Source organism: Saccharothrix saharensis, assembly GCF_006716745.1.
GTDB classification, from domain to species: Bacteria; Actinomycetota; Actinomycetes; order Mycobacteriales; family Pseudonocardiaceae; genus Actinosynnema; species Actinosynnema saharense.
The window spans coordinates 3,729,273-3,750,381 of the sequence record NZ_VFPP01000001.1; the positions used below are offsets into that span (position 1 = coordinate 3,729,273).

The 21,109-nt window shown below is 70.2% G+C and carries 18 protein-coding genes, 1 tRNA gene and 1 other RNA gene; 7 read left to right on the forward strand and 13 right to left on the reverse strand.

Annotated features, from left to right (window positions below; translation table 11 throughout):
* Positions 1 to 896 precede the first annotated feature (896 nt).
* Genes FHX81_RS15965 through FHX81_RS15975 form a run of 3 tightly spaced genes read right to left on the reverse strand, consistent with a single transcriptional unit; the run spans position 897 to position 4,173 of the window.
* Positions 897 to 3,293, reverse strand: a complete 2,397-nt coding sequence (locus FHX81_RS15965) for an ATP-binding protein (RefSeq protein ID WP_141978924.1) — start codon at positions 3,291 to 3,293, stop codon at positions 897 to 899.
* 6 nt (positions 3,294 to 3,299) lie between these two features.
* The gene (locus tag FHX81_RS15970) at positions 3,300 to 3,911 is read right to left on the reverse strand and encodes a DUF6879 family protein (RefSeq protein WP_246107840.1); all 612 of its coding nucleotides are present in this window, start codon (positions 3,909 to 3,911) and stop codon (positions 3,300 to 3,302) included.
* A complete protein-coding gene (locus FHX81_RS15975; RefSeq protein ID WP_141978925.1) occupies positions 3,904 to 4,173 on the reverse strand; it encodes a hypothetical protein in 270 nt (89 codons plus the stop codon). The genes FHX81_RS15970 and FHX81_RS15975 overlap by 8 nt, the downstream gene beginning before the upstream one ends.
* A 964-nt stretch (positions 4,174 to 5,137) precedes the next feature.
* Between FHX81_RS15975 and istA the strand changes: the two genes are divergently transcribed.
* Together istA and istB are read left to right on the forward strand one after the other, a co-directional pair.
* On the forward strand, positions 5,138 to 6,379 hold the full coding sequence (gene istA / locus FHX81_RS15980; RefSeq protein ID WP_141978926.1) for an IS21 family transposase: 1,242 nt from the start codon (positions 5,138 to 5,140) through the stop codon (positions 6,377 to 6,379).
* Complete coding sequence (istB, locus tag FHX81_RS15985) at positions 6,379 to 7,179, forward strand: IS21-like element helper ATPase IstB (RefSeq protein WP_141978927.1); 801 nt, start codon at positions 6,379 to 6,381, stop codon at positions 7,177 to 7,179. The genes istA and istB overlap by 1 nt, the downstream gene beginning before the upstream one ends.
* A gap of 45 nt (positions 7,180 to 7,224) precedes the next feature.
* Here istB and FHX81_RS15990 read toward each other — a convergent pair whose 3' ends face one another.
* The 6 genes from FHX81_RS15990 to FHX81_RS16015 form a co-directional block, all read right to left on the reverse strand.
* Complete coding sequence (locus FHX81_RS15990) at positions 7,225 to 7,518, reverse strand: hypothetical protein (protein ID WP_141978928.1); 294 nt, start codon at positions 7,516 to 7,518, stop codon at positions 7,225 to 7,227.
* A gap of 215 nt (positions 7,519 to 7,733) precedes the next feature.
* Positions 7,734 to 7,806, reverse strand: a tRNA-Ala gene (locus FHX81_RS15995).
* A 130-nt stretch (positions 7,807 to 7,936) separates the two neighbouring features.
* The gene (locus FHX81_RS16000; RefSeq protein WP_141978929.1) at positions 7,937 to 8,695 is read right to left on the reverse strand and encodes a DsbA family protein; all 759 of its coding nucleotides are present in this window, start codon (positions 8,693 to 8,695) and stop codon (positions 7,937 to 7,939) included.
* A 67-nt stretch (positions 8,696 to 8,762) separates the two neighbouring features.
* Positions 8,763 to 10,079: an MFS transporter gene (locus FHX81_RS16005; RefSeq protein WP_141978930.1), complete on the reverse strand. Its 1,317-nt coding sequence runs from the start codon at positions 10,077 to 10,079 to the stop codon at positions 8,763 to 8,765.
* A 61-nt stretch (positions 10,080 to 10,140) separates the two neighbouring features.
* On the reverse strand, positions 10,141 to 10,953 hold the full coding sequence (locus tag FHX81_RS16010; protein ID WP_141978931.1) for a GNAT family N-acetyltransferase: 813 nt from the start codon (positions 10,951 to 10,953) through the stop codon (positions 10,141 to 10,143).
* A 5-nt stretch (positions 10,954 to 10,958) separates the two neighbouring features.
* Entirely contained in the window at positions 10,959 to 12,059 is a 1,101-nt protein-coding gene (locus FHX81_RS16015; protein ID WP_141978932.1) for a glycosyltransferase, read from the reverse strand.
* Between the two features lie 29 nt (positions 12,060 to 12,088).
* On the opposite strand from FHX81_RS16015, the gene hrpB reads away from it, so the two are divergent.
* Both hrpB and FHX81_RS40545 read left to right on the forward strand, forming a co-directional pair.
* Positions 12,089 to 14,410 carry an ATP-dependent helicase HrpB gene (hrpB, locus tag FHX81_RS16020; RefSeq protein ID WP_141978933.1) on the forward strand — a complete coding sequence of 774 codons (2,322 nt, stop codon included), beginning with the start codon at positions 12,089 to 12,091 and terminating at the stop codon, positions 14,408 to 14,410.
* Between the two features lie 4 nt (positions 14,411 to 14,414).
* Complete coding sequence (locus FHX81_RS40545) at positions 14,415 to 14,552, forward strand: hypothetical protein (RefSeq protein ID WP_170232067.1); 138 nt, start codon at positions 14,415 to 14,417, stop codon at positions 14,550 to 14,552.
* 753 nt (positions 14,553 to 15,305) lie between these two features.
* Here the strand turns inward: FHX81_RS40545 and FHX81_RS16025 are convergent.
* Positions 15,306 to 15,638 (reverse strand): PadR family transcriptional regulator, encoded by a 333-nt coding sequence (locus FHX81_RS16025; RefSeq protein ID WP_246107841.1) that lies wholly within the window; start codon positions 15,636 to 15,638, stop codon positions 15,306 to 15,308.
* A 754-nt stretch (positions 15,639 to 16,392) separates the two neighbouring features.
* Between FHX81_RS16025 and FHX81_RS16030 the strand changes: the two genes are divergently transcribed.
* The gene (locus FHX81_RS16030) at positions 16,393 to 17,205 is read left to right on the forward strand and encodes a hypothetical protein (RefSeq protein ID WP_141978934.1); all 813 of its coding nucleotides are present in this window, start codon (positions 16,393 to 16,395) and stop codon (positions 17,203 to 17,205) included.
* Between the two features lie 155 nt (positions 17,206 to 17,360).
* Here the strand turns inward: FHX81_RS16030 and ssrA are convergent.
* Positions 17,361 to 17,733, reverse strand: a transfer-messenger RNA (tmRNA) gene (gene ssrA / locus FHX81_RS16035).
* Between the two features lie 165 nt (positions 17,734 to 17,898).
* Here ssrA and FHX81_RS16040 point away from each other — a divergent pair.
* Positions 17,899 to 19,146, forward strand: coding sequence for a sensor histidine kinase (locus FHX81_RS16040; protein ID WP_141978935.1), 1,248 nt, complete (start codon positions 17,899 to 17,901; stop codon positions 19,144 to 19,146).
* On the forward strand, positions 19,134 to 19,778 hold the full coding sequence (locus FHX81_RS16045; RefSeq protein ID WP_170232068.1) for a response regulator transcription factor: 645 nt from the start codon (positions 19,134 to 19,136) through the stop codon (positions 19,776 to 19,778). Before FHX81_RS16040 ends, FHX81_RS16045 begins: the two co-directional genes overlap by 13 nt.
* Here FHX81_RS16045 and FHX81_RS16050 read toward each other — a convergent pair.
* Both FHX81_RS16050 and smpB read right to left on the reverse strand, forming a co-directional pair.
* The gene (locus tag FHX81_RS16050) at positions 19,765 to 20,625 is read right to left on the reverse strand and encodes an amidohydrolase family protein (protein WP_141978936.1); all 861 of its coding nucleotides are present in this window, start codon (positions 20,623 to 20,625) and stop codon (positions 19,765 to 19,767) included. The two genes, FHX81_RS16045 and FHX81_RS16050, sit on opposite strands and share 14 nt — an antisense overlap.
* Positions 20,622 to 21,098 carry an SsrA-binding protein SmpB gene (gene smpB / locus FHX81_RS16055; protein ID WP_141978937.1) on the reverse strand — a complete coding sequence of 159 codons (477 nt, stop codon included), beginning with the start codon at positions 21,096 to 21,098 and terminating at the stop codon, positions 20,622 to 20,624. The genes FHX81_RS16050 and smpB overlap by 4 nt, the downstream gene beginning before the upstream one ends.
* Between the last annotated feature and the right edge of the window lie 11 nt (positions 21,099 to 21,109).

A 21,109-nucleotide genomic window follows, 5' to 3' on the forward strand; every position in this document is an offset into this window, starting at 1 on the left:
CGCAGCCGCCATCGCCCTACTGTTCATCATGCCCTCCTCGCAGGGCGAGTCCACGGCGTCGACCACGGACGTGCGCAGCACGATCGGCGGCTTCGGCGCCATCACGATCATGGCCGCAGCCTGCATCCAGCTCAGCGGTATCCGGCGTGACGTCTACGGGCTCCCTCAACCCGTCCGGCCGCCCTCGCAGCCACCGCAACCCTGGGCCGCAGACCCTGCTGTCGCCGCGGCACTGGCCCCGCGCACCCAACGAGAGGAAGCCCGCACACTCGTCGCACGCGACCCGGCACTCGCACGCGACCTCCGCATCGGCCGACCGGACCTACCGCGGCAGTACGACGACGGCGGCCTGGTCGACATCAACGCCGCACCACCAGCCGTCATCGCGCAGTGCTGCGGACTCGACAACCGCGCCGACCGAGCAGATCGAACGCGCACGCCAACAACACCCGGTCCCGTTCCAATCGGTCGATGAACTGCTCGTCTTCGCCGAGCTGGACGTCAGCACGTGGGACCTGATCCGCGAGCGAGCGGTTGTCTACTCGTGAACACCTCCACCGCCGATCGGGACGATCAAGCGGAGTGAGGAGGTCTCGCTGATCACCGTGGTATCAGCAAGACCTCGTGAATGAGGTGCGGTCCGGGGCGACTTTCCGTTGTCGGCCATCGAGCTCTGCCCGATCAGTTCGACCGCAGGCTGAGTCGGAGGTCCGCGCACTCGACCGGTCTGCGTTCCGACCAACAGTAGGCGGGGGATGAACAACCAAACCGCTCCTCGACCTGCGCCCAAACCCGCGCGAATCCGCTGCGGACATGGTTGGCGCGGACCGCGGCTTCGGTCCGCATCCTCAACGAAGCACGACCAGGACTCCGTACCTCTGCCGGGCACGAGCCGCTCAGAACGTTGCAGGATCGTCTGCTCCACCTCGACGGAGTGCGTCGACCTCGGCGCGGTGGCGATGGGCGGCTGGGTCGTCGAACCGAGCAAACAGGGCTGCGGCCTCGTCGAGGGCGCTCGCTGCGGCTTCCGCGCCATCCGTGGCGATCAGGATGGCCCCCAGGTTGTGAAGAGCTACGGCCATCCGCCACTCCTCACGGGATCGACGGAACACGTCCACCGCATACTGGTGGAACGCGACGGCATCCGCAGGTCGCCCCGACTGCCGGTACGCCTCACCGGTGGCGTCCAGGACAGCAGCCTCCCTGATCCGGTCGCCCAGCTGCCGCTGGAGCGACGCCGCGCGCTGGTAGAGGACCAAGGCCGCTTCGGGATCACCGAGAGCCAAGGACACCTGCCCTGCCTCCAGCGACCAGAACGCCTCCCACGCGGGGTTCTTGCGGTCCCTTGCGATCGACAGCGCGTCGCTGATGAAGCGGTGTGCTTGGTCCGGAACACCGAGTAGGCGGTGCGCGTGGCTCAACCCGCGCAACGCGTCGCCTTCGCCACCCGGGATCGACAGACGCCGATACCCGGTCAAGGCGGCGTGGAGCAGGGGAACGGCCTCCTCTGGGCGATCGAGCTCGATCAGGGCGTTGGCGCTGTTGTTGGACGTTACCGCTGTCCAGTAGCCGTCGGCCAGGTCATCCGCGATCTCCCGGGAACGCCGGAAGTGCCGCAGCGCCGTGTCCGGTTCGTGGTTGCGCAAATACGCCAGACCGAGCGCGTTGGTGGACGCGAGCTCACCGCGCCGGTCGCCGATCTCCTGCCTGATCGACAGCGCCAGTGTTTGGTGTTCAATCCCCTTGGTCCGGTTTCCCTGTTGCGTGTGTGCCTTGCCCAGACTCTCCAACGCGTCTGCTTCACCGCGGCGGTTCCCCGATCGGCGGGCTGCGTCCAGACCCGCCACGCCGGTCGTGACCCAGTCGTCGAAATGGTTGTAGCGGGCGTAGATCTCACGCAGGACGTCGGCCAAGAGTGCCACCACTTCGTCCCGCGCCTGCTCGCCCAGGACCCGGATCATCGACCGGAGGTTCCGGCGCTCGTGCTCGTACCAGGTCAAAGCATCTTGGTGGTTCGCGAATGCCAGGGCGGACACATCCTGGGGCAGTGCCGGCAGTTCGCGGGTAGCGGCTTCGGGGATCAGCGCCCGGACGGCGTTCCACGCCGCGTGCAGGTACCAGGCGGCCAGGCGTTCCAGGGCCGCCGTCGCCGCCTCCGGTGGTTCCTCGGTTCGCGCCTGGTCTTGCGCGTAGAGCCGGAGCAGGTCGTGGAACTCGTAGCGGTCCGGCGCCGTGTTCTCCAGCAGGTGCGCGCCGGCCAGGTCGTCGAGCAGGCGCCGCACGGTGGACACAGGTCCGCCTAGCAGCGCCGCGACAGCCGCGGGGCCGAAGTCGTCACCGGGGTACAGGCCGAGCATGCGAAACAGTCGGCTCGCCCCCTTGGACAGTGCCCGGTAGGACCACGCGAAGACGGTGCGGACGGCGTCGCTGTCGTCCGATCCCAGGGCATCCCACAGGCTCGACTCGTCGCGCAGTTCGGTGATCATGTCCCGCAGTGACGTCTGCGGTTTGCCGATCGCCCGCTCCGCCGCTATGCGCAGTGCCAATGGAAGACGTGCACACAGCCTGGCCAGTTGCGCCAGGTCTTCGTCGTTGTCCTGGGGGCGGTACTCCTGGACGAGGTCCCGCAGCAACGACACGGCCTCGTCGAGGGGCAGGATGTCCAATCGCAGCCGACGCGCGCCGTCCCGGGACACCAGACCGGCGAGCTTGTCGCGACTGGTCACCAGCACGAGGCACCCGGCGGTACCCGGCAGGAGCGGCCTTACCTGGGCAGGTGAGGCCGCGTTGTCCAACAGGATCAGGAACCTGCGTCCCGCGAGGAGCGACCGGAACAACGCCGAGCGTGCGTCCAGGTCGGCCGGCACGAGGTTGCCGGGCACGCCCAACGCGCGCAGGAAGCGGTCGAGCGCCTCGTCCGGGCCGATCGGCAGCCCGGCGTCGTAACCGCGCAGGTTCACGTAGAGCTGACCGTCCGGGAAGTCCCCGGCGACTTGGTGCGCCCACCGCACCGCCAGCGACGTCTTGCCCACGCCGGCGGTGCCGACCACCACCCACACCACGACCCGGTCCGCCACCTCCGCCGATGTCAGCGTGAGCAATTCGAGGTCGGCAGAACGGTTGACGAAGCCACGCACGTCAGCAGGCAGCTGTCGTGGCATCGGCGCAGTGGGACGCCCGGAACGGTGGAAGTGCACACCGCCGATCACATCACGAGCTTGGACGACGTCCTCGGCTGATCCGCTCAGGTCGTTGTGCGATTCACCCCATCCATGCCTGTCGGGTCCGGTCATGACCTGTCAGCCCGCCAGGGGTAATTGCCTGGCCACCTCACGGTCGAAGAACGAACCGAGTTCTTCACCCTGGTGGTACAGGGAAGCCACGACGTCGCCCCAGTGCCCGACCTCATCGGGAACCGTGCACTTCACCGCACCGCTCAACACGCCTTCACCGTCGTAAAGGACCTGGTAGGCGATAGTCCGGCCGAGGAGGAAGAGTTCGGGTAGCACCGTGCCGCCGGTTTCGAACGCACGAACCTGGTCACGCTCGACCACCCGGATCTTGCCGCCTACCTGGTGGCGGACGTGGAGCGAGGTCAACTCCCAGAGCAGGTACGGGGTGATCGGTTTCTCCACCACCCGCACACGACGCACTTCCATGCCCTTGTCGCTGATCCTGCGCTCGTAGGCGGCGATGTTCGCACGTCCCTCCTCCAGCAGGTCGAGCGATCTGCGCCAGTCATTGCGTCTGGACGCCTCCCAGCTCTCGTTGGAGGACTCGACGAACTCCTGACGCCGTTCCAGCTTCCAGTTCACGCCGTTGTTGTCGTGCCAGAAGTTGTCCTTGAAGTCGTCGAGGTACTCGTCGACGCTCAGTCTGGTGCCGCTCAGGACGGCTTCGGGGTCACTCATCGGCGATGTCCCTCTTGGCTGCTCGCAGCATGACACCGGGGATCACGACGAGTTTCTCGTCCGCGCCGATGTGGACGCCGTCGGGTAAGCGGGACGCGTAGTCCGCTGTGAGGTCTCGACCGATGACCGCGATGTCGCCATTGCCCAGCTCCCAGATGTCCGGGCAGGAGGGGTCGTCGTTGGTGACACCCAACTGGACGGCTGACCTGCCAAGTCGTTTGGCGAAGTGCGCGACGGGGTCGGCTTCCCAAGGACGACTCATGAAATCCCCTTGCATTCGAGGTGATCCCGGAAATACTGTATGGCGACACCATGTTCGACCGACTTCACCACTTGACGACCGATGTTAGTGAGCACCACACCACCGCAGTCCGCATAAATGCGGACTCAGTGCTCGTTCCGTCGAAAATGGGACCACCGCACAGGCCCAGTGGGAACACACGATCGACCGGCGTTATTCACGCAGAGCGCATTTGCCAACTTCCACCCCTCCATCCGGGCGACACACCTCCGGACTAGTGGCTTGTCACAGAGGGATGACACGAAATCCGACCGGTTGGGGTGATCGGCGAGGCTGGTCCCGCATGTCGAGTGCGAGAGGTGGTTGTGGCTCGTCGTCCGAGCGTGTTCGTGAGGCCGTTGTCCGCGTTCTCCACCTGGTCGCTCGCGAAACTCCGCGAGCACCTGCTCGACCGCGGCACCGTCACCGCGATCAGCCGGGAGACGCTGCGGCGCATCCTGCGCGACGCCGGGGTGCCCGCTGGCCCGGTCAGAAGCTCTACCTGGTCATGGGACAACTTCTCCCCACGCCGAACAGAACGCCGCCATCGGCTCGTTCATCCGCCGGCGCAACGCCCGAGCGCCACCCAAGACCGGCTTCGCCACCGACTCACCCATCCGCACCTGGACCTATCACCCGACCAAGGCTGCGTGACAAGCCACTAGCTGGTCTGCCGAATGGCGATCGTGCCGTGGCAAAGAGCCCTGTCACGGGGGTCGATCAGCGCACCTTCACCAGTTGGGCTCCTCGGTGGATCGTCGAAGCGCTGTTCGCTGTCAACGCCGTTAGGCAGCGCGGACACGCCGTGCGGTGACAACGACCGTGATGAGGCTGATCGCCATGCCGATCACAGCGAACGCCACGCCTGCGACAGCCGGCTGTCGACGACGCGTGAAAACTGACCCCCTGGCGACGGGTGAAATCTGACCCCCGTTGACAGTAGGGAGTGCTCAACGTGGAGGACTGGGCGGAGATCCGCCGTCTTCACCGGGCCGAGGGGATGCCGATCAAGGCCATCGTCCGGAAGCTCGGTGTCAGCCGTAACACCGTTCGGCGGGCTTTGGCCGCCGACGAGCCGCCGCGCTACCGGCGGGCGGCGAAGGGGTCGATCGTGGACGCGGTCGAGCCGGAGATCAGGCGGTTGCTGGAGCAGTGGCCGACGATGCCCACGACGGTGATCGCCGAGCGGATCGGCTGGAGCAGGTCGATGACGGTGCTCAAGGACCGGGTGCGGGAGCTGCGGCCGTTGTTCGCGCCGCCGGACCCGGCGTCGCGGACGGAGTACCGGCCGGGCGAGTTGGCGCAGTGCGACCTGTGGTTCCCGCCCGTGGACGTGCCGCTGGGGTTCGGGCAGGTGGGTCGGCCGCCGGTGTTGGTGATGGTGTCGGGTTACTCGCGGGTGATCACCGCGGTGATGATTCCGTCGCGGCAGTCGCCGGACCTGCTGGCCGGGCATTGGGCGTTGATCGGCGGTTGGGGCCGGGTGCCTCGGGCGTTGGTCTGGGACAACGAGTCCGCGGTCGGCCAGTGGCGCGGCGGGAAACCGGTGTTGACCGAGGCGATGAACGCCTTCCGCGGGACGCTCGGGATCAGGGTCGTGCAGTGCCGTCCGGCCGATCCGGAGGCCAAGGGCCTGGTGGAACGCGTCAACGGCTACTTCGAGACCTCGTTCCTGCCCGGCCGCGGGTTCGCCTCGCCGGCCGACTTCAACACCCAGCTCACCGACTGGCTGGTCACGCGCGCCAATCGGCGCCGACATCGGAGCCTGGGCTGCCGGCCGACCGATCGATGGGACGCCGACCGGTCCGCGATGCTCGAGCTGCCACCGGTCGCACCGGTCGTCGGCTGGCGGTCCACGACCCGTCTGCCCCGCGATCACTACGTCCGGGTGGACTCCAACGACTACTCGGTGCACCCTTCGGCGGTCGGCCGCCGGGTCGAGATCACCGCGACTCTGGAGGAGGTCCTGGTGACTCTGGACGGCGCCGAGACGGCCCGCCATCAACGGTGCTGGGCGGATCACCAGAGCATCACCGACCCCGCCCACGCCACCGCCGCGGCCAGGCTGCGGCAGTCCCGCCGCCTGGCCGCGGTCCCCGCGGTCGACACCGATGTCGAGCACCGCGACCTGACCGACTACGACCGCATGTTCGGCCTCGCCGACAGCACGGCCGAGGAGATCGCCTGATGGCCGCCAAGACCACCAACGCCAACAACCGCAACGTTTCCAGCGAGATCGCCTACCTCACCCGGGCGCTCAAAGCGCCGTCGCTGGCCGCCGCGGTCGAGCGCCTGGCCGAACGAGCCCGCGCCGAGTCCTGGTCGCACGAGGAGTTCCTGGCGGCCTGTCTGCAACGCGAGGTCGCCGCCCGCGAGTCCCACGGCGGCGAGGGCCGCATCCGCGCCGCCCGGTTCCCGTCACGCAAGTCGTTGGAGGACTTCGACTTCGACCACCAACGCTCCCTCAAACGCGAGTCGATCACGCACCTCGGGACCTTGGACTTCATCGCGGGCAAGGAGAACGTGGTCTTCCTCGGCCCACCCGGGACCGGCAAGACCCACCTGTCCATCGGCCTCGGGATCCGCGCCTGCCAAGCCGGACACCGGGTCGCCTTCGCCACCGCCGCCGAATGGGTCGCCCGCCTCGCCGAGGCCCACCACGCCGGACGGCTCCAGGCCGAACTGGTCAAACTCGGCCGGATCCCTTTGATCATCATCGACGAGGTCGGCTACATCCCGTTCGAAGCCGAAGCCGCCAACCTGTTCTTCCAACTCGTGTCGTCCCGCTACGAACGGGCCAGCCTGATCGTCACATCGAACAAGCCGTTCGGCCGCTGGGGCGAGGTCTTCGGCGACGACGTCGTCGCCGCGGCGATGATCGACCGCCTCGTCCACCACGCCGACGTCATCTCGATGAAGGGAGACAGCTACCGCCTCAAGGACCGCGACCTCGGCCGGGTCCCACCTGCCACCAAGACCAACGACTAGATCAACAACCATCCAGGGGGTCAGATTCCATCCGGCCACCGGGGGTCAATATTCGAACGCCGTTGACACCGGCGTGACCGGCAGCTCTACGGTCACCTCACCGCTTCGACAAACAACGGCCGGTGTTGCGTCCAGACGCAGCTCGGCCACCGCCCTCGTCGAAGCCAGTTGTGCCGCCGCATCGCTCTCGCACCACTGGTGGGTCGAGGCGATCTGGGCGAAGCCGAGTGCCGCGATCCCGAGGAAGGTCGCGAAGACCAGTGCGCACGCCACCGCGAGGCCGCGGTCGTTCAGGAGTGGTCGTGTCATGTCAGCGCAGGAGGCTCCGGTGTCGAACATTGACGGTGGCTACTGCGATGGAAAGCCGCGGGGGATCCACACAGCCAGGTTAGTGAGACCTGGAGCACACTGCTGACAACATTTCGCCCGGGCCACCGCCTGCTCCAGAATTGCTCCAGTTCGGCAGGCCCAGTCCACAGTGGACCCGAAAGCAAGATCGCCCGTCACCTGCATTACCGCAGGTCAGCGGGCGATCCGTGTGCTGTATTCGATTGTGGAGCTGAGGGGACTCGAACCCCTGACCCTCACACTGCCAGTGTGATGCGCTACCAGCTGCGCCACAGCCCCTTGCCTGCACATTTCCCGGCGGTTGGGGCCGCCGTTCTCGTGTGGCAATACCGTACAACACGGCACCCGCTCGGACGAAATCGGGGGGTGCCCTAACAGCATCCGGGCTGCTCGGCGGGGGTGTGACCGCCTACTTGAGCAGGTTGGTCAGCCAGTCCCGGTCGTCCCACGAGACGATCTCGCCGTCCTTCATCACGGTCGGGGTGCCCTTGAACTTGCCGGTCGCCTTCACGGCGTCCAGCTCGGCCTGGGCGTCCTGCTCGTGCGCACCGCTGTCCACGCACTGCTTGAACGCGTCACCGGTGATCCCGAGGTCCGTGCCGAGCTTCACCAGCTCGTCCTTGGTGTGCCCCGGCCCGCCTTCCTCGGGCTGCCGCGCGAACAACGCCTCGTGGTACTCCCAGAACTTGCCCGCGTCGGCCGCGCACAGGGCCGCGTTGGCGGAGTCGCGGGAGTAGCCCTCCGGGTCGGAGAGCCGGATCAGGAACGGCAGGGCATGGTAGCGGACGCGGAGGTTGCCCGCTTCGATCTCCTGCTTGAACTGCTCGCCGTAGGCCTTCTTGAAGCTGCCGCACGCGGGGCAGAGGAAGTCCTCGTAGAGGTCCAGCGTGACCTTCGCGGACGCCTCGCCGACGACCACGGCGCCGCCCTCGCGGACGATCGGCGCGGAGATGCCGGTGACGGCGGGCGGGTTGGCCAGTGAGTCGTCCGAATCCGACTTGGACGACCAAAGCACCCCGCCGATCACGGCCGCGGCGAGGACCACGACCACCACCACGCCGACGATGACCTTGTTCCGGTCGCTCGACGTCCCACGCGCCGCGACCACCGCCTTGGTCGCCCGCTGCTGCTGCTTCTTCTTCCGAGCGTTGCGCTCCGCGCCACCCACCGCACTGCCCTCCCGGTCACAAGCCGGTCCGCAGGCTACCGAGAGATGCTGAGCAGAACCTGAGCGCTCACGCGTCCGGCTGACGCGGGCGGCCCGCCACGCGCTCGCCGACGGGCACCTCGGGCCCCTCGTCCAGGCACCCGGACTCCCCGGCCACGTCCGACGCGACGTGCGTCTCCTCGGCCCGCGGCAGGGTTTCCGGCGCGAACAGCCAGAACACGAGGGCCACGGCCGCCATGGCACCCGTGAGGGTGAACGCCGCCTGGTACGAGAACTGGTCCACCAGCACGCCGGCGAGCAGCGGCCCGACGATGGCACCGCAGTCGGCCACCATCTGGAACGCCGCCAGCACCGGTCCGCCCTTGGCCTTCGTCCCGATCACGTCGGCCACGACGGCGTTCTGCGGCGGGTTGAGCAGCCCGGCGCCGATGCCGGACACCAGCGAGGCGACCATGAACATCGGCACGCCCACGCTGAACCCGAGCCAGACCGTGCCGACGGCGGACACCGCGAGCCCGGCGATGGCGACGGGCTTGCGGCCGATGGTGTCGGCCAGCTTCCCGGAGATCATCAACACGGCGGCGTTGCCCGCGGCGAACACCGACAGCGAGATGCCGGCGATGGCGGGCGTGCTGTGCAGCGCCTCCACAACGAACAGCGGCACGAGCGAGATGCGCACGCCGAACACGGCCCAGCCGTTGGCGAAGCCCGACGCCAGCGCCGCCCGGTAAGCCGAGAGCCGCACGGCCGTGCGCACCGGCATGGACTCCTGCTCGACGGACTTGTCCAGCGCGGCGGCGAGGGTGGACCGGCGCAGGAACCACCACACGACGAGCGCGGCCACCACGAGCGCCACCGCGTAGGTGACGAACGGCACCTGGATGGAGATCTCCACGAGCGCCGCGCCGACGATCGGGCCGCCGATGTTGCCGAGCAGGAACCCGGTCGCCCACAGCCCGGACGCCCGGCCGCGCATGGGTGCGGGCGTGATCCGGATCAGCAGGCCGACGGCGGCGACGGTGAACATGGTCGACCCGATGCCCGCGAACGACCGGAACACGATGAGCTGCCAGTACGCGGTGGCGAAGCCGCACGCGCCGGTGCCGGCGGCGACGATGAGGATGCCGACGATGTAGACCCACGTCTCGCCGAACTTGTTCACCAGCCGGCCGCTCATCGGCGCGAACAGCAGCCTGACCAGCGCGAACGAGCTGACCACGGCGGACACGGCGAACGTGCCGACGTCGAAGCTCTTGGCGTACGCGGGCAGGACGGGCGCCACGATGCCGAACCCGAGGGCGATGATGAAGCTCGCCACGACGAGCACCCACACCTCGCCGGGTAGCCGGGGCTTGACCTTCGCGTCGGACCCGGTCCCCAGCACTGTGCGCCCCTTCCGATCTCCGTTAGCTGTGCTAAGGATATGCGGTGCGGCAACTAATTACTCAATCGAGCAGCTCGTCCACCCTGCGCGCGTACGCCGTCACCGGATAACAGACGTCGAAGCCGCAGGCTTCCACGAACCGCTCCCCCGCCCCGCCCTCGGCCACGTGCGAGGCCACGAGCAGCGCGCCGGCCTCCCGCAGCTCGGCCACCACGCCCAGCACCAGCGCCTTGCCCACCCCGCGGCGACGGCGGGCCGGCCGCACGACCGCGTGCTCCACCAGTCCCACCCGGCGCTCGCCGAACCCGGACGCGAACCCGCCGATCCGGTCGCCGTCGTCGACCACGACGAACACGCACCGCGGGTCGTCCAACCGCTGCCCGAGGTGCCGCAGCAGCCTCGGCCCGTCCACGCCCAGGTCGTCGGCCAGCAGCTCGGCGATGCCGGGCAGGTCGCCGTCCCGCGCCGCCCGCACCGAGGACGACCGCCGCACCTCACCGCGGTGCACGACGGCCAGCGACTCCTCCACCGCGTGCCACCCGGTGTCGTCGGCGATGCCCTCGATCTCGGCCACCGTGGTCGGCGACGCGTACAGCACCGCCTCGGCCCGCCCCACGTCGGCGAACGTCTGCTCCAGCCGCATCAGCGTGCCCGCGACCTCGGCCGACGACCCGTACACGCCGCACGCGTGGTTGCCGCCGGGCAGCGGGTTGTCCCGGTTCACCACGACCTGGGCCACCCCGACGCGGCCGACCTTGCCGTACCGGACGGCGCCGGCGGCGAGCCGGGCGGCTTCCACCAGCCCGGCCAGGTCACGGGCCCGGTACGGGTCGAGCAGTTCGGGGTCGTCGGGGTCGCGCAGCGGGTCAACCACGGACGTCAGCCTCGCACGTCCCGGTCCTTCCACTTCGTGGTGCCGCGCAGCGCCTGCCACGCGGCCTCCAGCGTCATCGCGCCGAACGTCACGTAGGACAGCGGCGCGAGCACGGCCGCCTGCTGCGGCTGCCGCGCCCGCCGCAGGAAGATCCACCCGGCGGCCGTCTGCGCCAGCCACGCGAGCAGCCCGAGCCTGGACCCGCGCAACGCCGTCACCACGGGCACCACGCCGTACGCGATGTGCGCGAGCCCGGTCGACCCGAGCGACAGGAACGCGCCGGCCGGCCCCTTGGCGTAGAGGGAGGTGCCCGCGACCATGCTCTTGCGCATCGACGCCCACGTGTCGCCGAACGAGTCCAGCCCGGACGTGGTGAGCGAGTCCGCCCCGTCCACGTACCGGGTCCGGCCGCCGGTGTCGCGGACCAGGGTGGCGAAGCCGACGTCGTCCGCGCGCGACCCGGCGATGGCCGCCCAGCCGCCCGCCCGCTCGTACATCGCCCGGCGGACCAGGATGCAGTGCCCGACCGCCAGCGCCATGCCGCGCCGCCCGTCCACGGTCGTCGTCTCGAACAGCAGCTGGTTCACCGGCGGCAGCAGCAGCCACCACCCCGCGCTCGGTTTCCTCCCCCGCCCGGACGTGGACACCAGGTCCAGCTCGTCCTGCCGCGCACCCGCGAGCAGCCGGCCGACCAGGTCGGGCGCGGCCTCGGTGTCGGCGTCGACGAACAGCAGCCAGTCGGTGTCGGCCCCGGCGGTGCCGACGTGCAGCGCGTGCACCTTGCCCGCCCAGCCGGACGGCGGCCCGGAACTGCTCACCAGCCGCACGCGCGGGTCCTCCTCGGCGTGCCGCCGCACGATCTCGGCGGTCCGGTCGGTCGACGCGTCGTCCACGACCACGATCCGCAGGTCCGCGTAGTCCTGTTCGCGCAGCGCGGCGACGCACCGGTCGATGTTGCGCTCCTCGTCCCGCGCCGGCACGACCACGGTGACGGGACCGGCGTCGACCTGCGTCGTCGGCAGCCGCTTGACCTCTTGCCAGACCTTGAACGTCACGGCCGCGCGGGCCAGGGCCACCGTCGCGCCGAGGACACCCCATTTCCCCATGGGGCCACAGTGGCACAAGACTGGACGGCGTGGAGCTGCCGAACCTGCCGATCCGCCCGCTGCTCGGCGAGATCGCGGCCACGCTGACCGCGCACGGCTCGGCGGTGCTGGTCGCGCCGCCCGGCACGGGCAAGACGACGTTGGTGCCGCTCGCGCTGGACGGCCGCGTGGTCGTGGCCGAGCCGCGCCGGCTGGCCGCGCGCGCCGCCGCCGCGCGGATGGCGAGCCTGCTCGGCGAACCGGTGGGCCGGACCGTGGGCTACTCGGTGCGCGGTGACCGCAAGACCTCGAAGGACACCCGGGTCGAGGTGGTCACCTCGGGCCTGCTGGTGCGGCGGTTGCAGCACGACCCGGAGCTGGCCGGCGTCGGCACGGTGCTGCTGGACGAGTGCCACGAGCGCCACCTGGACGCGGACCTGCTGCTGGCGTTGCTGTTGGACGCCCGCGCCGGGCTGCGGCCGGACCTGAGGCTGCTGGCCACGTCCGCGACCGTGGCCGCCGACCGGTTGGCCGAGCTGCTGGGTGACGCGCCGGTGATCCGGGCGCAGGCGCGGACGTTCCCGGTGGGGACCACCCACACACCGCCGGCCCGCAACGAACGCGTCGAGGCCACCGTCGCCCGTGCCGTCCGCCAGGCGTTGTCCGAAGTGGATGGTGACGTGCTGGCGTTCCTGCCGGGCGTGGCGGAGATCCGCCGGTGCGCCGGGCTGATCGGCGACGACGTGGACGTGCTGCCGCTGCACGGCCGCCTCGCCGCCTCCGCCCAGGACGACGCCCTGCGCCCGGGACGCCGCCGGCGGGTCGTGCTGGCCACCGCGATCGCCGAGTCCAGCCTGACCGTCCCCGGCGTGCGGGCGGTGGTCGACTCGGGCCTCTCGCGCGTGCCGCGGGTGGACCACCGGCGCGGCCTGTCGGGCCTGGCCACGGTGCGGGTCAGCGCGGCGGTCGCCGACCAGCGCGCGGGCCGGGCGGGACGGGAGGCGCCGGGCCGGGTCTACCGGTGCTGGCCCGCGCACGAGCACAGCACGTTGCCGCGCTACCCGGAGCCGGAGATCCGCACCGCCGACCTGACCCGGTTGGCCCTGGAACTGGCCTGCTGGGGCGTGCCCGACGGCGAGGGGCTCGGTTGGTGGGACGCCCCGCCGCAGGGTGCGCTGGACGCGGGCCGCTCGGTGCTGCGCGCGCTCGGCGCGTTGGACCCGAACGGCGTCACGGATCGCGGCCGCCGGATGGCCGACCTCGGCCTGCACCCCCGGCTGGCGCGGGCGTTGCTGGACGGCGCGGCGGCGGTGGGCGCGCGCACGGCCGCCGAGGTGGTGGCGTTGCTGGACGACGACCGCGCGAACTCCGGCGTCGAGCTGTCGACCCGTGACGCCGACCCGCGCGAGGTCCGCCGCCTGGCCGCGATGGTCGACGGCGCGGGCCGCGGCGACCCGGCGCTGGTGGTCGCGCTCGCCCACCCGGAACGGTTGGCACGCAGGCGTTCCCCCGGATCGCCGGTGTACCTGATGGCGGGCGGCACGGCGGTGGAGCTGCCACCGGGCAGCGGGTTGGCCGACGCCGAGTGGCTGGCGGTGGCCGTGGCGGACCGGGAGGCGGGCCGCGCGCACGGTCGCATCCGGTTGGCCGCACGCGCCGACGAAGAACTCGCCGTGACCGCCGCGTCGTCCCTGCTGACCGCCGAGGACGACGTGCGGTGGGACGGCGACGTGGTGGCGAACCGGCTGCGCAAGCTGGGCGCGATCACGTTGTCCAGCACACCGCTGCACGACCGCGAGGCGATCCGGCGAGCGCTGCTGGAAGGCCTGCGAGCAGAAGGCACGGGGTTGCTGCGCTGGGACGCGGACGGGTTGCGCACGCGTGAGCGGATGGCGTTCCTGCACCGCGTGATCGGCGACCCGTGGCCCTCGGTGGACGACGACGCGCTGCTCACCGTGGTGGACGTGGGTGACGCACGACGCCGCGCCGACCTGGCCCGCATCAGCGGCGAACAAGTCGTGCGCCGACTCCTGCCGTGGCCCGCCGCGGCCCGTTTCGACGAGCTCGCGCCGGACCGGCTCGACGTGCCTTCGGGTTCACGCATCCGGGTCGACTACTCGAGCCCCGAGCCCGTCCTGCCGGTGAAGGTGCAGGAGGTCTTCGGCTGGACCGAGACGCCCCGCCTGGCCGACGGCCGCGTGCCGGTCGTGCTGCACCTGCTCTCCCCCGCCGGCCGCCCGACGGCCGTCACCGGCGACCTCGCGTCGTTCTGGCGGACGGGATACCCACAGGTCAGGGCCGAGCTGCGGGGCCGCTACCCCAAGCACCGCTGGCCCGAGGACCCGATGACCGCCCAGCCCGCGCGCCGCTAGCCCGTTGCCGGCCGACCAGACCGCGACGATCATCCGCGCCCGCCTGCTCGACCCGCCGGCCGAGTTCGCCGAGCGGACCGTCGCCGACGTCGAGCGGCGCACCCGACAGGGTGCCCGAGCGTTCACGCCCCACTTGCCGTAGAGGCCTGCACTCACCAGCGATCCGCTCACCACTCAACGTTGCCGCATCACTCTTCCGAGCGAGACGACAGCGTTGCCATTTCACCCGAACCGAGCAGCAATGATGCGGAGTGTGTCCCGATAGGAGGGTGCAACGTTCATCTTCACCCATCGGTTGGACTGAACCGCTCGACCCCACTCGGCGCACCCACGAGCCGCTCGCCGACGAGGATCAGCCGGAAGGAGATCCCACGTCACTTCATCGGGCATGCTCGAGCGAGCCGCGTCTATATTGAGAACATCAGTGACCGAACAGGTGGTTTCGCCCATGGTCTGGCAAAGCCGCAGAGCCTCCCGTCGCGTTCTCGACGTGCTCGCCGCGACTCCGACCCAGGAGATGTCGGCCACCTCCCTTTCCGGCCGCACGGGAATAGGTCCGGACCGGATTTACGTGCTACTGGTAAGGCTGCGGAAACAAGGGTTGGTCGTATCGCGGTGGAGCCGCCGCCACGAGCCCGAAACACGACTCTGCGGCCAACTGTTGTACCGCGCCAGCGCATATGGGCTGTGGGTGGCGAAGGCGCGGCGCAAAAGACCTCCACCGGTCGTCCGACGGCCACCGGAGCTTACCGTGAGGAATGGCACGTCCCGGCGATAGTGACTGGAGGACCGGTGCGGGGATCTCCGCGCGGAGCGGGCGCGGCGGCGGCGCGCCGCGCCGTACCACGGCTGCACGGCACAGGACTCAGGGGTGCGGGCCGCCCCGGAACTCGGGCTACGAAGTGCCCTCGACCGTGGCGTTCCACAGCGGAAGCGATTCAGCCAGGCTTTTCGTCGTTTTGCGAAGTGCTTCACGAGCGGATGCCGCACCGTCCTCGGTCAGGCGGTAGTAGCGCCTGCGCGGTCTTCGTTCGTCATGCGGATCCACCTCTTCCCACCGATCCTGGATCCATCCGGCTTCCAGCAGCCTGGTCAGGATCGGATAGGTGCTCCCAGGCAACAGATTCGTGCGTTCAGCGATCTCCAACCCGTACAACTCCGCCGTCGGGTCGGCGAGGAGGGCGTGAAGGACTGCCTGCGTTTGAACAGTCATCCGCAGTGCTGGCACGGGGTGAACCCTATATGGCCTAGCAGCACCTGCGTACAGTGGTGTGCGCGAACCACCCTTCAGTGCAGCCCATCCGGGTGAACGGCCTAGCGCTGTGACCTGGCGTGGCATCAACACGGCGCACCACGGCACACGGACGGACCAAACCGGCGCTCCGGATCGCCCTTCGCCGGACCCCAGTCGCCTCGGGTTCCCCCAGGCGGCCATCCCACCTCTATCCGTGGCCACACTTTCGGGTGACCACCCTATGTTGAGAAAGATCTAGTACATAAGATTCGACACGAGAAGCCCGAGGCGTGCGCCGATCAAAGGTGTAGCAGCCGACACTGACATTTCCACGTCACCGCAGCTCAAGAGCAATCCATGGTTGCCGAAGCGCTGCTCCCGCCCACTCGTCTCCCGAGGTAGTCCCAGCGATGACCAACCCGCGGCACCGTCGCCGTCGCCCCGTGCCACCCGCGAGAGCCGACTTACGCCGGGGCGCTCGCCTACCCGGACAGCTGGCACTCGGAGGTCTCGCCGCGACGACGCTGTCGACCGGCCTGCTCTGGTCGCTCACCTCGGCGTTGCTCGTGCTCACGATCGGGACCGTCAGCGTCGTCGCGTTCGCGATCTGCACGCGACGCGGGGAACCTTGGCGACGCGTCGTCGAACTGGTGCACCTGCTCAGGTCCGGACCGCGGGTGCCGCCCCCGACCCCGAGGTCACGTGGGGCAAGCGCACGGCAGTCGCTCGACGCGGCGCGGAGCAGCCGGTGAACCACGAGGTGCAGCGGTGCCTCCAGCTCGCGTCCCTGGCCGCGCTGCCGCTGGGGATCGCGATCGGCACGGCGTTGAGCGACTCGCCGTGGGTGCCCGTTGCCGTCGGACTCGGATCGTCGTTCCTCTGGTCCCTCGCGACGCTCGGGCTCGTGCTGTGGCACCGCGTCCGGGCCCTGCACCGCCGAAGTGGCCACTGGGTGCTCACGGCCGTCGCCGTCGGGTTCCCGCACGACCGCGTCGACCTGTGGCTGGAGGAGATGCGCGGCCAGTTGCTCGAACTGGCGGGGAAGGCCCGCCGGAAATACCTCGTCAACCTCGCGATGACCGCCGGTCGGAACTGGTCCTCCGCGTGGCTCGCCCGGTGGCAGCACGTGAGGGCCGTCCGCTTCCGCGGCGAGGAGCACCTGCTCGTCCACGTGCTCGGCCTGATGCTGGCGCCCGACGGGGACCGGACCACAGCCGTCGACCTGTTGCACGCGGCCGGGCTGTCGCGCCTGCACTCGCGACAGCCCTCACGGCAGGTGCCGGCGCTGATGACGGCGAGGCGCCTGCTGTCGACGCGGAGCCCGCACCTCGCCCGTGCCCGCGAACTGGTCCGCGACCTGCTGGCGACGCGGGAACGGGCGTACCTGATCACGCTGAGGCTCCGTCGCGACCCCTTGGCCGCCTGGTTGCGCGACCACGAGGAGCCGTACGCCCGGCAGTACGCCGAACTCGCGCGGCTCCGGGCCCGAGTGCAGCACCAGGCCGAACGCCTGCGCGCCGAACTGCACGCCGCCGCCGAGCACCGCGATCACCAACCCTGACGACCTCGACCGACCCGTGCCACGCAACCACCCCACCCCGCTACGACACCTGCGGATGGGGTCCGGACGCAACGCCCTCCGGGCGGGCCGGGGCGCACGCCCACACGACGAGCGGGGTGTGTCGACGCTGTCCGTCGACACACCCCGCTCCGAACCAGTGGAGGTGCCGGGAATCGAACCCGGGTCCTCTGCCGCTTCATCAAGGCTTCTCCGTGCGCAGTCCGCTACACCTCTACTCGGCCCCGGTGATCACGCGGACAAGTCACCGTGATGAGCCCAGCCACTGTGGGTGTCCCAACCGTTCCCCGTGGCCGGGAACGGCGGTGAGCCTCCTAGCTGATGCCGGCGACCGGAGCGGAGGCACCTCCGGGCCGACAGCGTCGCTCCTAGCCTCAGGCGGCGAGGGCGAACGCGCGCTGGTCGTTAGACTCGGCGCTTATTGGTTTGCGATGACGCTTGCGGTGGTCTCTCGCCTGCACCGGCACGCTTCCCTTGAATCAACGCACAAAGTCGAAACCGTTCACCCCCGTGTCGTGGGACCTGCCTCGCACAGCATAACGCCCCGCCGCCCCCGGTTCTTCCCCATTAGGTTGGTAGGGCTGTCCCCACCCCTCGCCGACCGGCGGACCTGATGGTTCCGACCACTCGTTCGAGCGATGCTGGTCGGGTACATCGGGCGTGAAGGTGGGGAACATGGCGACGCGGGTCAACCCGAACATCGGCCGGGTCAGCGGGTACTTCCTGCTGAACCTGGTCACCGGCATCTTCTGGTTCGTCCTGCTGGTGACGTTGGGCGCGGTGAGCGTGGGCACCGCGGTGGTGTGGGTGGGCCTCCCGCTCGGCGTGCTGACGATGGTCCTGGCCCGCGGCGCGGCCTCGGCGGAACGGGCCTGGCTGGGCGCGACCCTGGGTGTCGACATCCCCCGCCCGTACCGGCCGCTGCCGGAGGGAGCCACGGCCCGCGCGAAGGCCATCGCGAAGGACCCGGCGACCTGGCGGGACTTCTCCTACTGGCTGATCATGCTGCCGCTGGGCGCCGTGGAGTTCGCGCTCACGGTGGCGCTGTGGTCGGCCGTGCTCGGCACCGTGTTCCTGCCGTTCTACCTGCACTGGCTGCCGGCCACGTGGGAGGTGACGCTGCCCGACGGCACGGTGTGGCTGATCGACTCGTTCGCCAAGGCACTCCCGGTGAGCGTGGCGGGCCTGCTGCTCGGCGTGGTGGCCTACCGGCTGCTCAAGGCCATGGGCCAGGGTCACGCGCTGCTCGCCCGGTCGCTGCTCGGCCCGTCCCGCTACGACGTGCTGGAGGCGAAGGCGGAGCACCTGTCCGCCAGCCGGGCGCGCGGCGTGGAGGCGGCCGAGGCCGAGCGCCGGCGCATCGAGCGCGACCTGCACGACGGCGCGCAGCAGCGCCTGGTCGCCGTGGCCATGGGCTTGGGCCGGGCCCGCAGCAAGATGGAGTCCGACCCGGACGCGGCCCGCGAGCTGATCGCCGAGGCGCACGCCGACGCGAAGCTGGCCATCTCCGAGCTGCGCGACCTGGCCCGCGGCATCTACCCGTCCGTGCTGGGCGACCGGGGGCTCGACGCGGCCCTGTCGTCGCTGGCCGCGCGGTCGCCGATCCCGGTCGAGGTGGAGGTGGACGTCGAGCCGCGGCCACCGACGGCGGTGGAGAGCACGGCGTACTTCACGGTCGCCGAGTCGCTGACGAACATCGCCAAGCACTCCGGCGCGACGCAGGCGCGCGTGCAGGTGTCCCGCACGGCGAACTCCGTGGTCGTGGAGGTCACCGACAACGGCCGGGGCGGGGCGGAGGTGCGCCCGGGTGGTGGCCTCGCGGGGCTCGCGGACCGTGCTGCGACGATTGACGGCGTGGTCGTCGTGGTGAGCCCGATCGGCGGGCCGACCGTGATCCGGACGGAGCTGCCGTGCGCGTGGTGATCGCGGAGGACTCGGTCCTCCTCCGGATGGGCGTGCAACGCCTGCTGGCCGACGAGGGGATCGAGACGGTCGCGGCGGTGGACGACGGCGACGCGCTGCTCGCCGCGATCGAGGAGCACCGCCCCGACCTGGCCCTGGTGGACGTGCGGATGCCGCCGACGTTCACCGACGAGGGCCTGCGGGCGGCGATCGAGGCCCGCAAGCGCATCCCGAACCTGCCGGTGCTGGTGCTCTCGCAGTACGTCGAGGAGCGGTACGCGGTGGAGCTGCTGGCCGGCGGCGCGAACGGCGTCGGCTACCTGCTCAAGGAGCGGGTGGCCGACGTGTCGGAGTTCGTGGCCGCGGTGCGCCGCGTCGCCGCGGGCGGCACGAGCATCGACCACGAGGTCATCACGCAGCTCATGGTCCGCTCCAAGCGCAACCCGGTGGACTCGCTCACCCAGCGTGAGCGGGAGGTGCTCGGGCTGATGGCCGAAGGGCTGTCGAACGCCGCCATCGCGGCCTCCCTGGTCGTGTCCGACGGCGCGGTGGAGAAGCACGTCGGCAACATCTTCGCCAAGCTCGGCCTGGAGCCGAGCACGAGCGAGCACCGCCGCGTCCGCGCCGTGCTGGCCTACCTCAACCTGGGCTGATCCCGAGCAGCCTGGCCCCGTTGTCGTGCAGCACGGCCCGCAGGAACGGCTCGCCGAGCCGGTCGTCCGCGGCGGCCCAGCCCCGGATCGCGTCCAGTTGCTCCGAGTAGTCGTACGGGATGTTCGGGAAGTCCGAGCCGAGCACCACCCGGTCGGCCACGTCGACCAACCGCGCCGCCCAGTCGGCCGGCAGCGCCGCCCGCGCCTGCGTGAACGGCACGCCGACCATGGTCGTGTCGACGTGCACCCCGGGGTACCGGGCGACCAGGTCCAGCGCGCCGAGGTAGTCGGGCATCCCGGCGTGCGCCAGCACCGCGACGAGCGACGGGTGCCGCCGCAGCACGTGCTCGAACACGTCCAGCCCGGTGTGCGCGCCCGGCACGGGACCGTGACCGCAGTGCACGACCACCGGCACCCGCGCCTCGGCCAGCAGGCCCCACGCGCCGTCCAACGACCGCGGGTCGTAGTCGCCGACCTGCACGTGCGCCTTGAAGCACCGCGCGCCCGCCGCCAACGCCCGCGCCACGTACGCCTCGACGCCCGGCTCCGGGTACAGGGTCGCCGTGGGCACCGCACCGTCCACGCGCGCCCCGAAGTCCAGCGCCCAGTCCGTCAGCCACTCCCCCATGCCCGGCTTGTGCGGGTACACCAGGGGCGCGAACGCGACCACGCCGAACGACCGCAGCACCGCCAGCCGCTCGTCCTCGGGCAGGCGGTACCGGATCGACCAGTCGACCCCGTAGTGCCGGGACGCGGAGTCGAAGAACGCCCACACCTTGTCCAGCACGCGCTGCGGCATGAAGTGCACGTGCACGTCGACCAGGCCCGGCAGCCCGTCCAGGGTCAGTACCGCCCCTTCAACGCCCGGCCGTGCGCCTTCTGGATCTCCCGCTGCGCGTCGCGCTTGGCCAGGTCCTGCCGCTTGTCGTAGGACTTCTTGCCGCGCGCCAGGGCGATCTCGACCTTGACGTACCCGTCCTTGAAGTACATCGACAGCGGGATCAGCGACAGACCGCTCTCCTTGGTCTTGCCGATCAGCCGCTCGATCTCGCTCTTGTGGAGCAGCAGCTTCCGCTTGCGGCGCACCTCGTGGTTGGTCCAGGTACCCGCGACGTACTCCGGGATGTGCAGCGCGTGCAGCCAGATCTCGCCGTCGTCGACCTGGGCGAAGGCGTCCACGAGGGACGCCCTGCCCATGCGCAGGCTCTTCACCTCGGTGCCGACGAGCACGACACCCGCTTCGTAGGTGTCGAGGATGGTGTAGTCGTGCCGAGCCTTGCGGTTCGACGCGATCACCTTCTGACCGCGTTCCTTGACCATGACCGAAACCT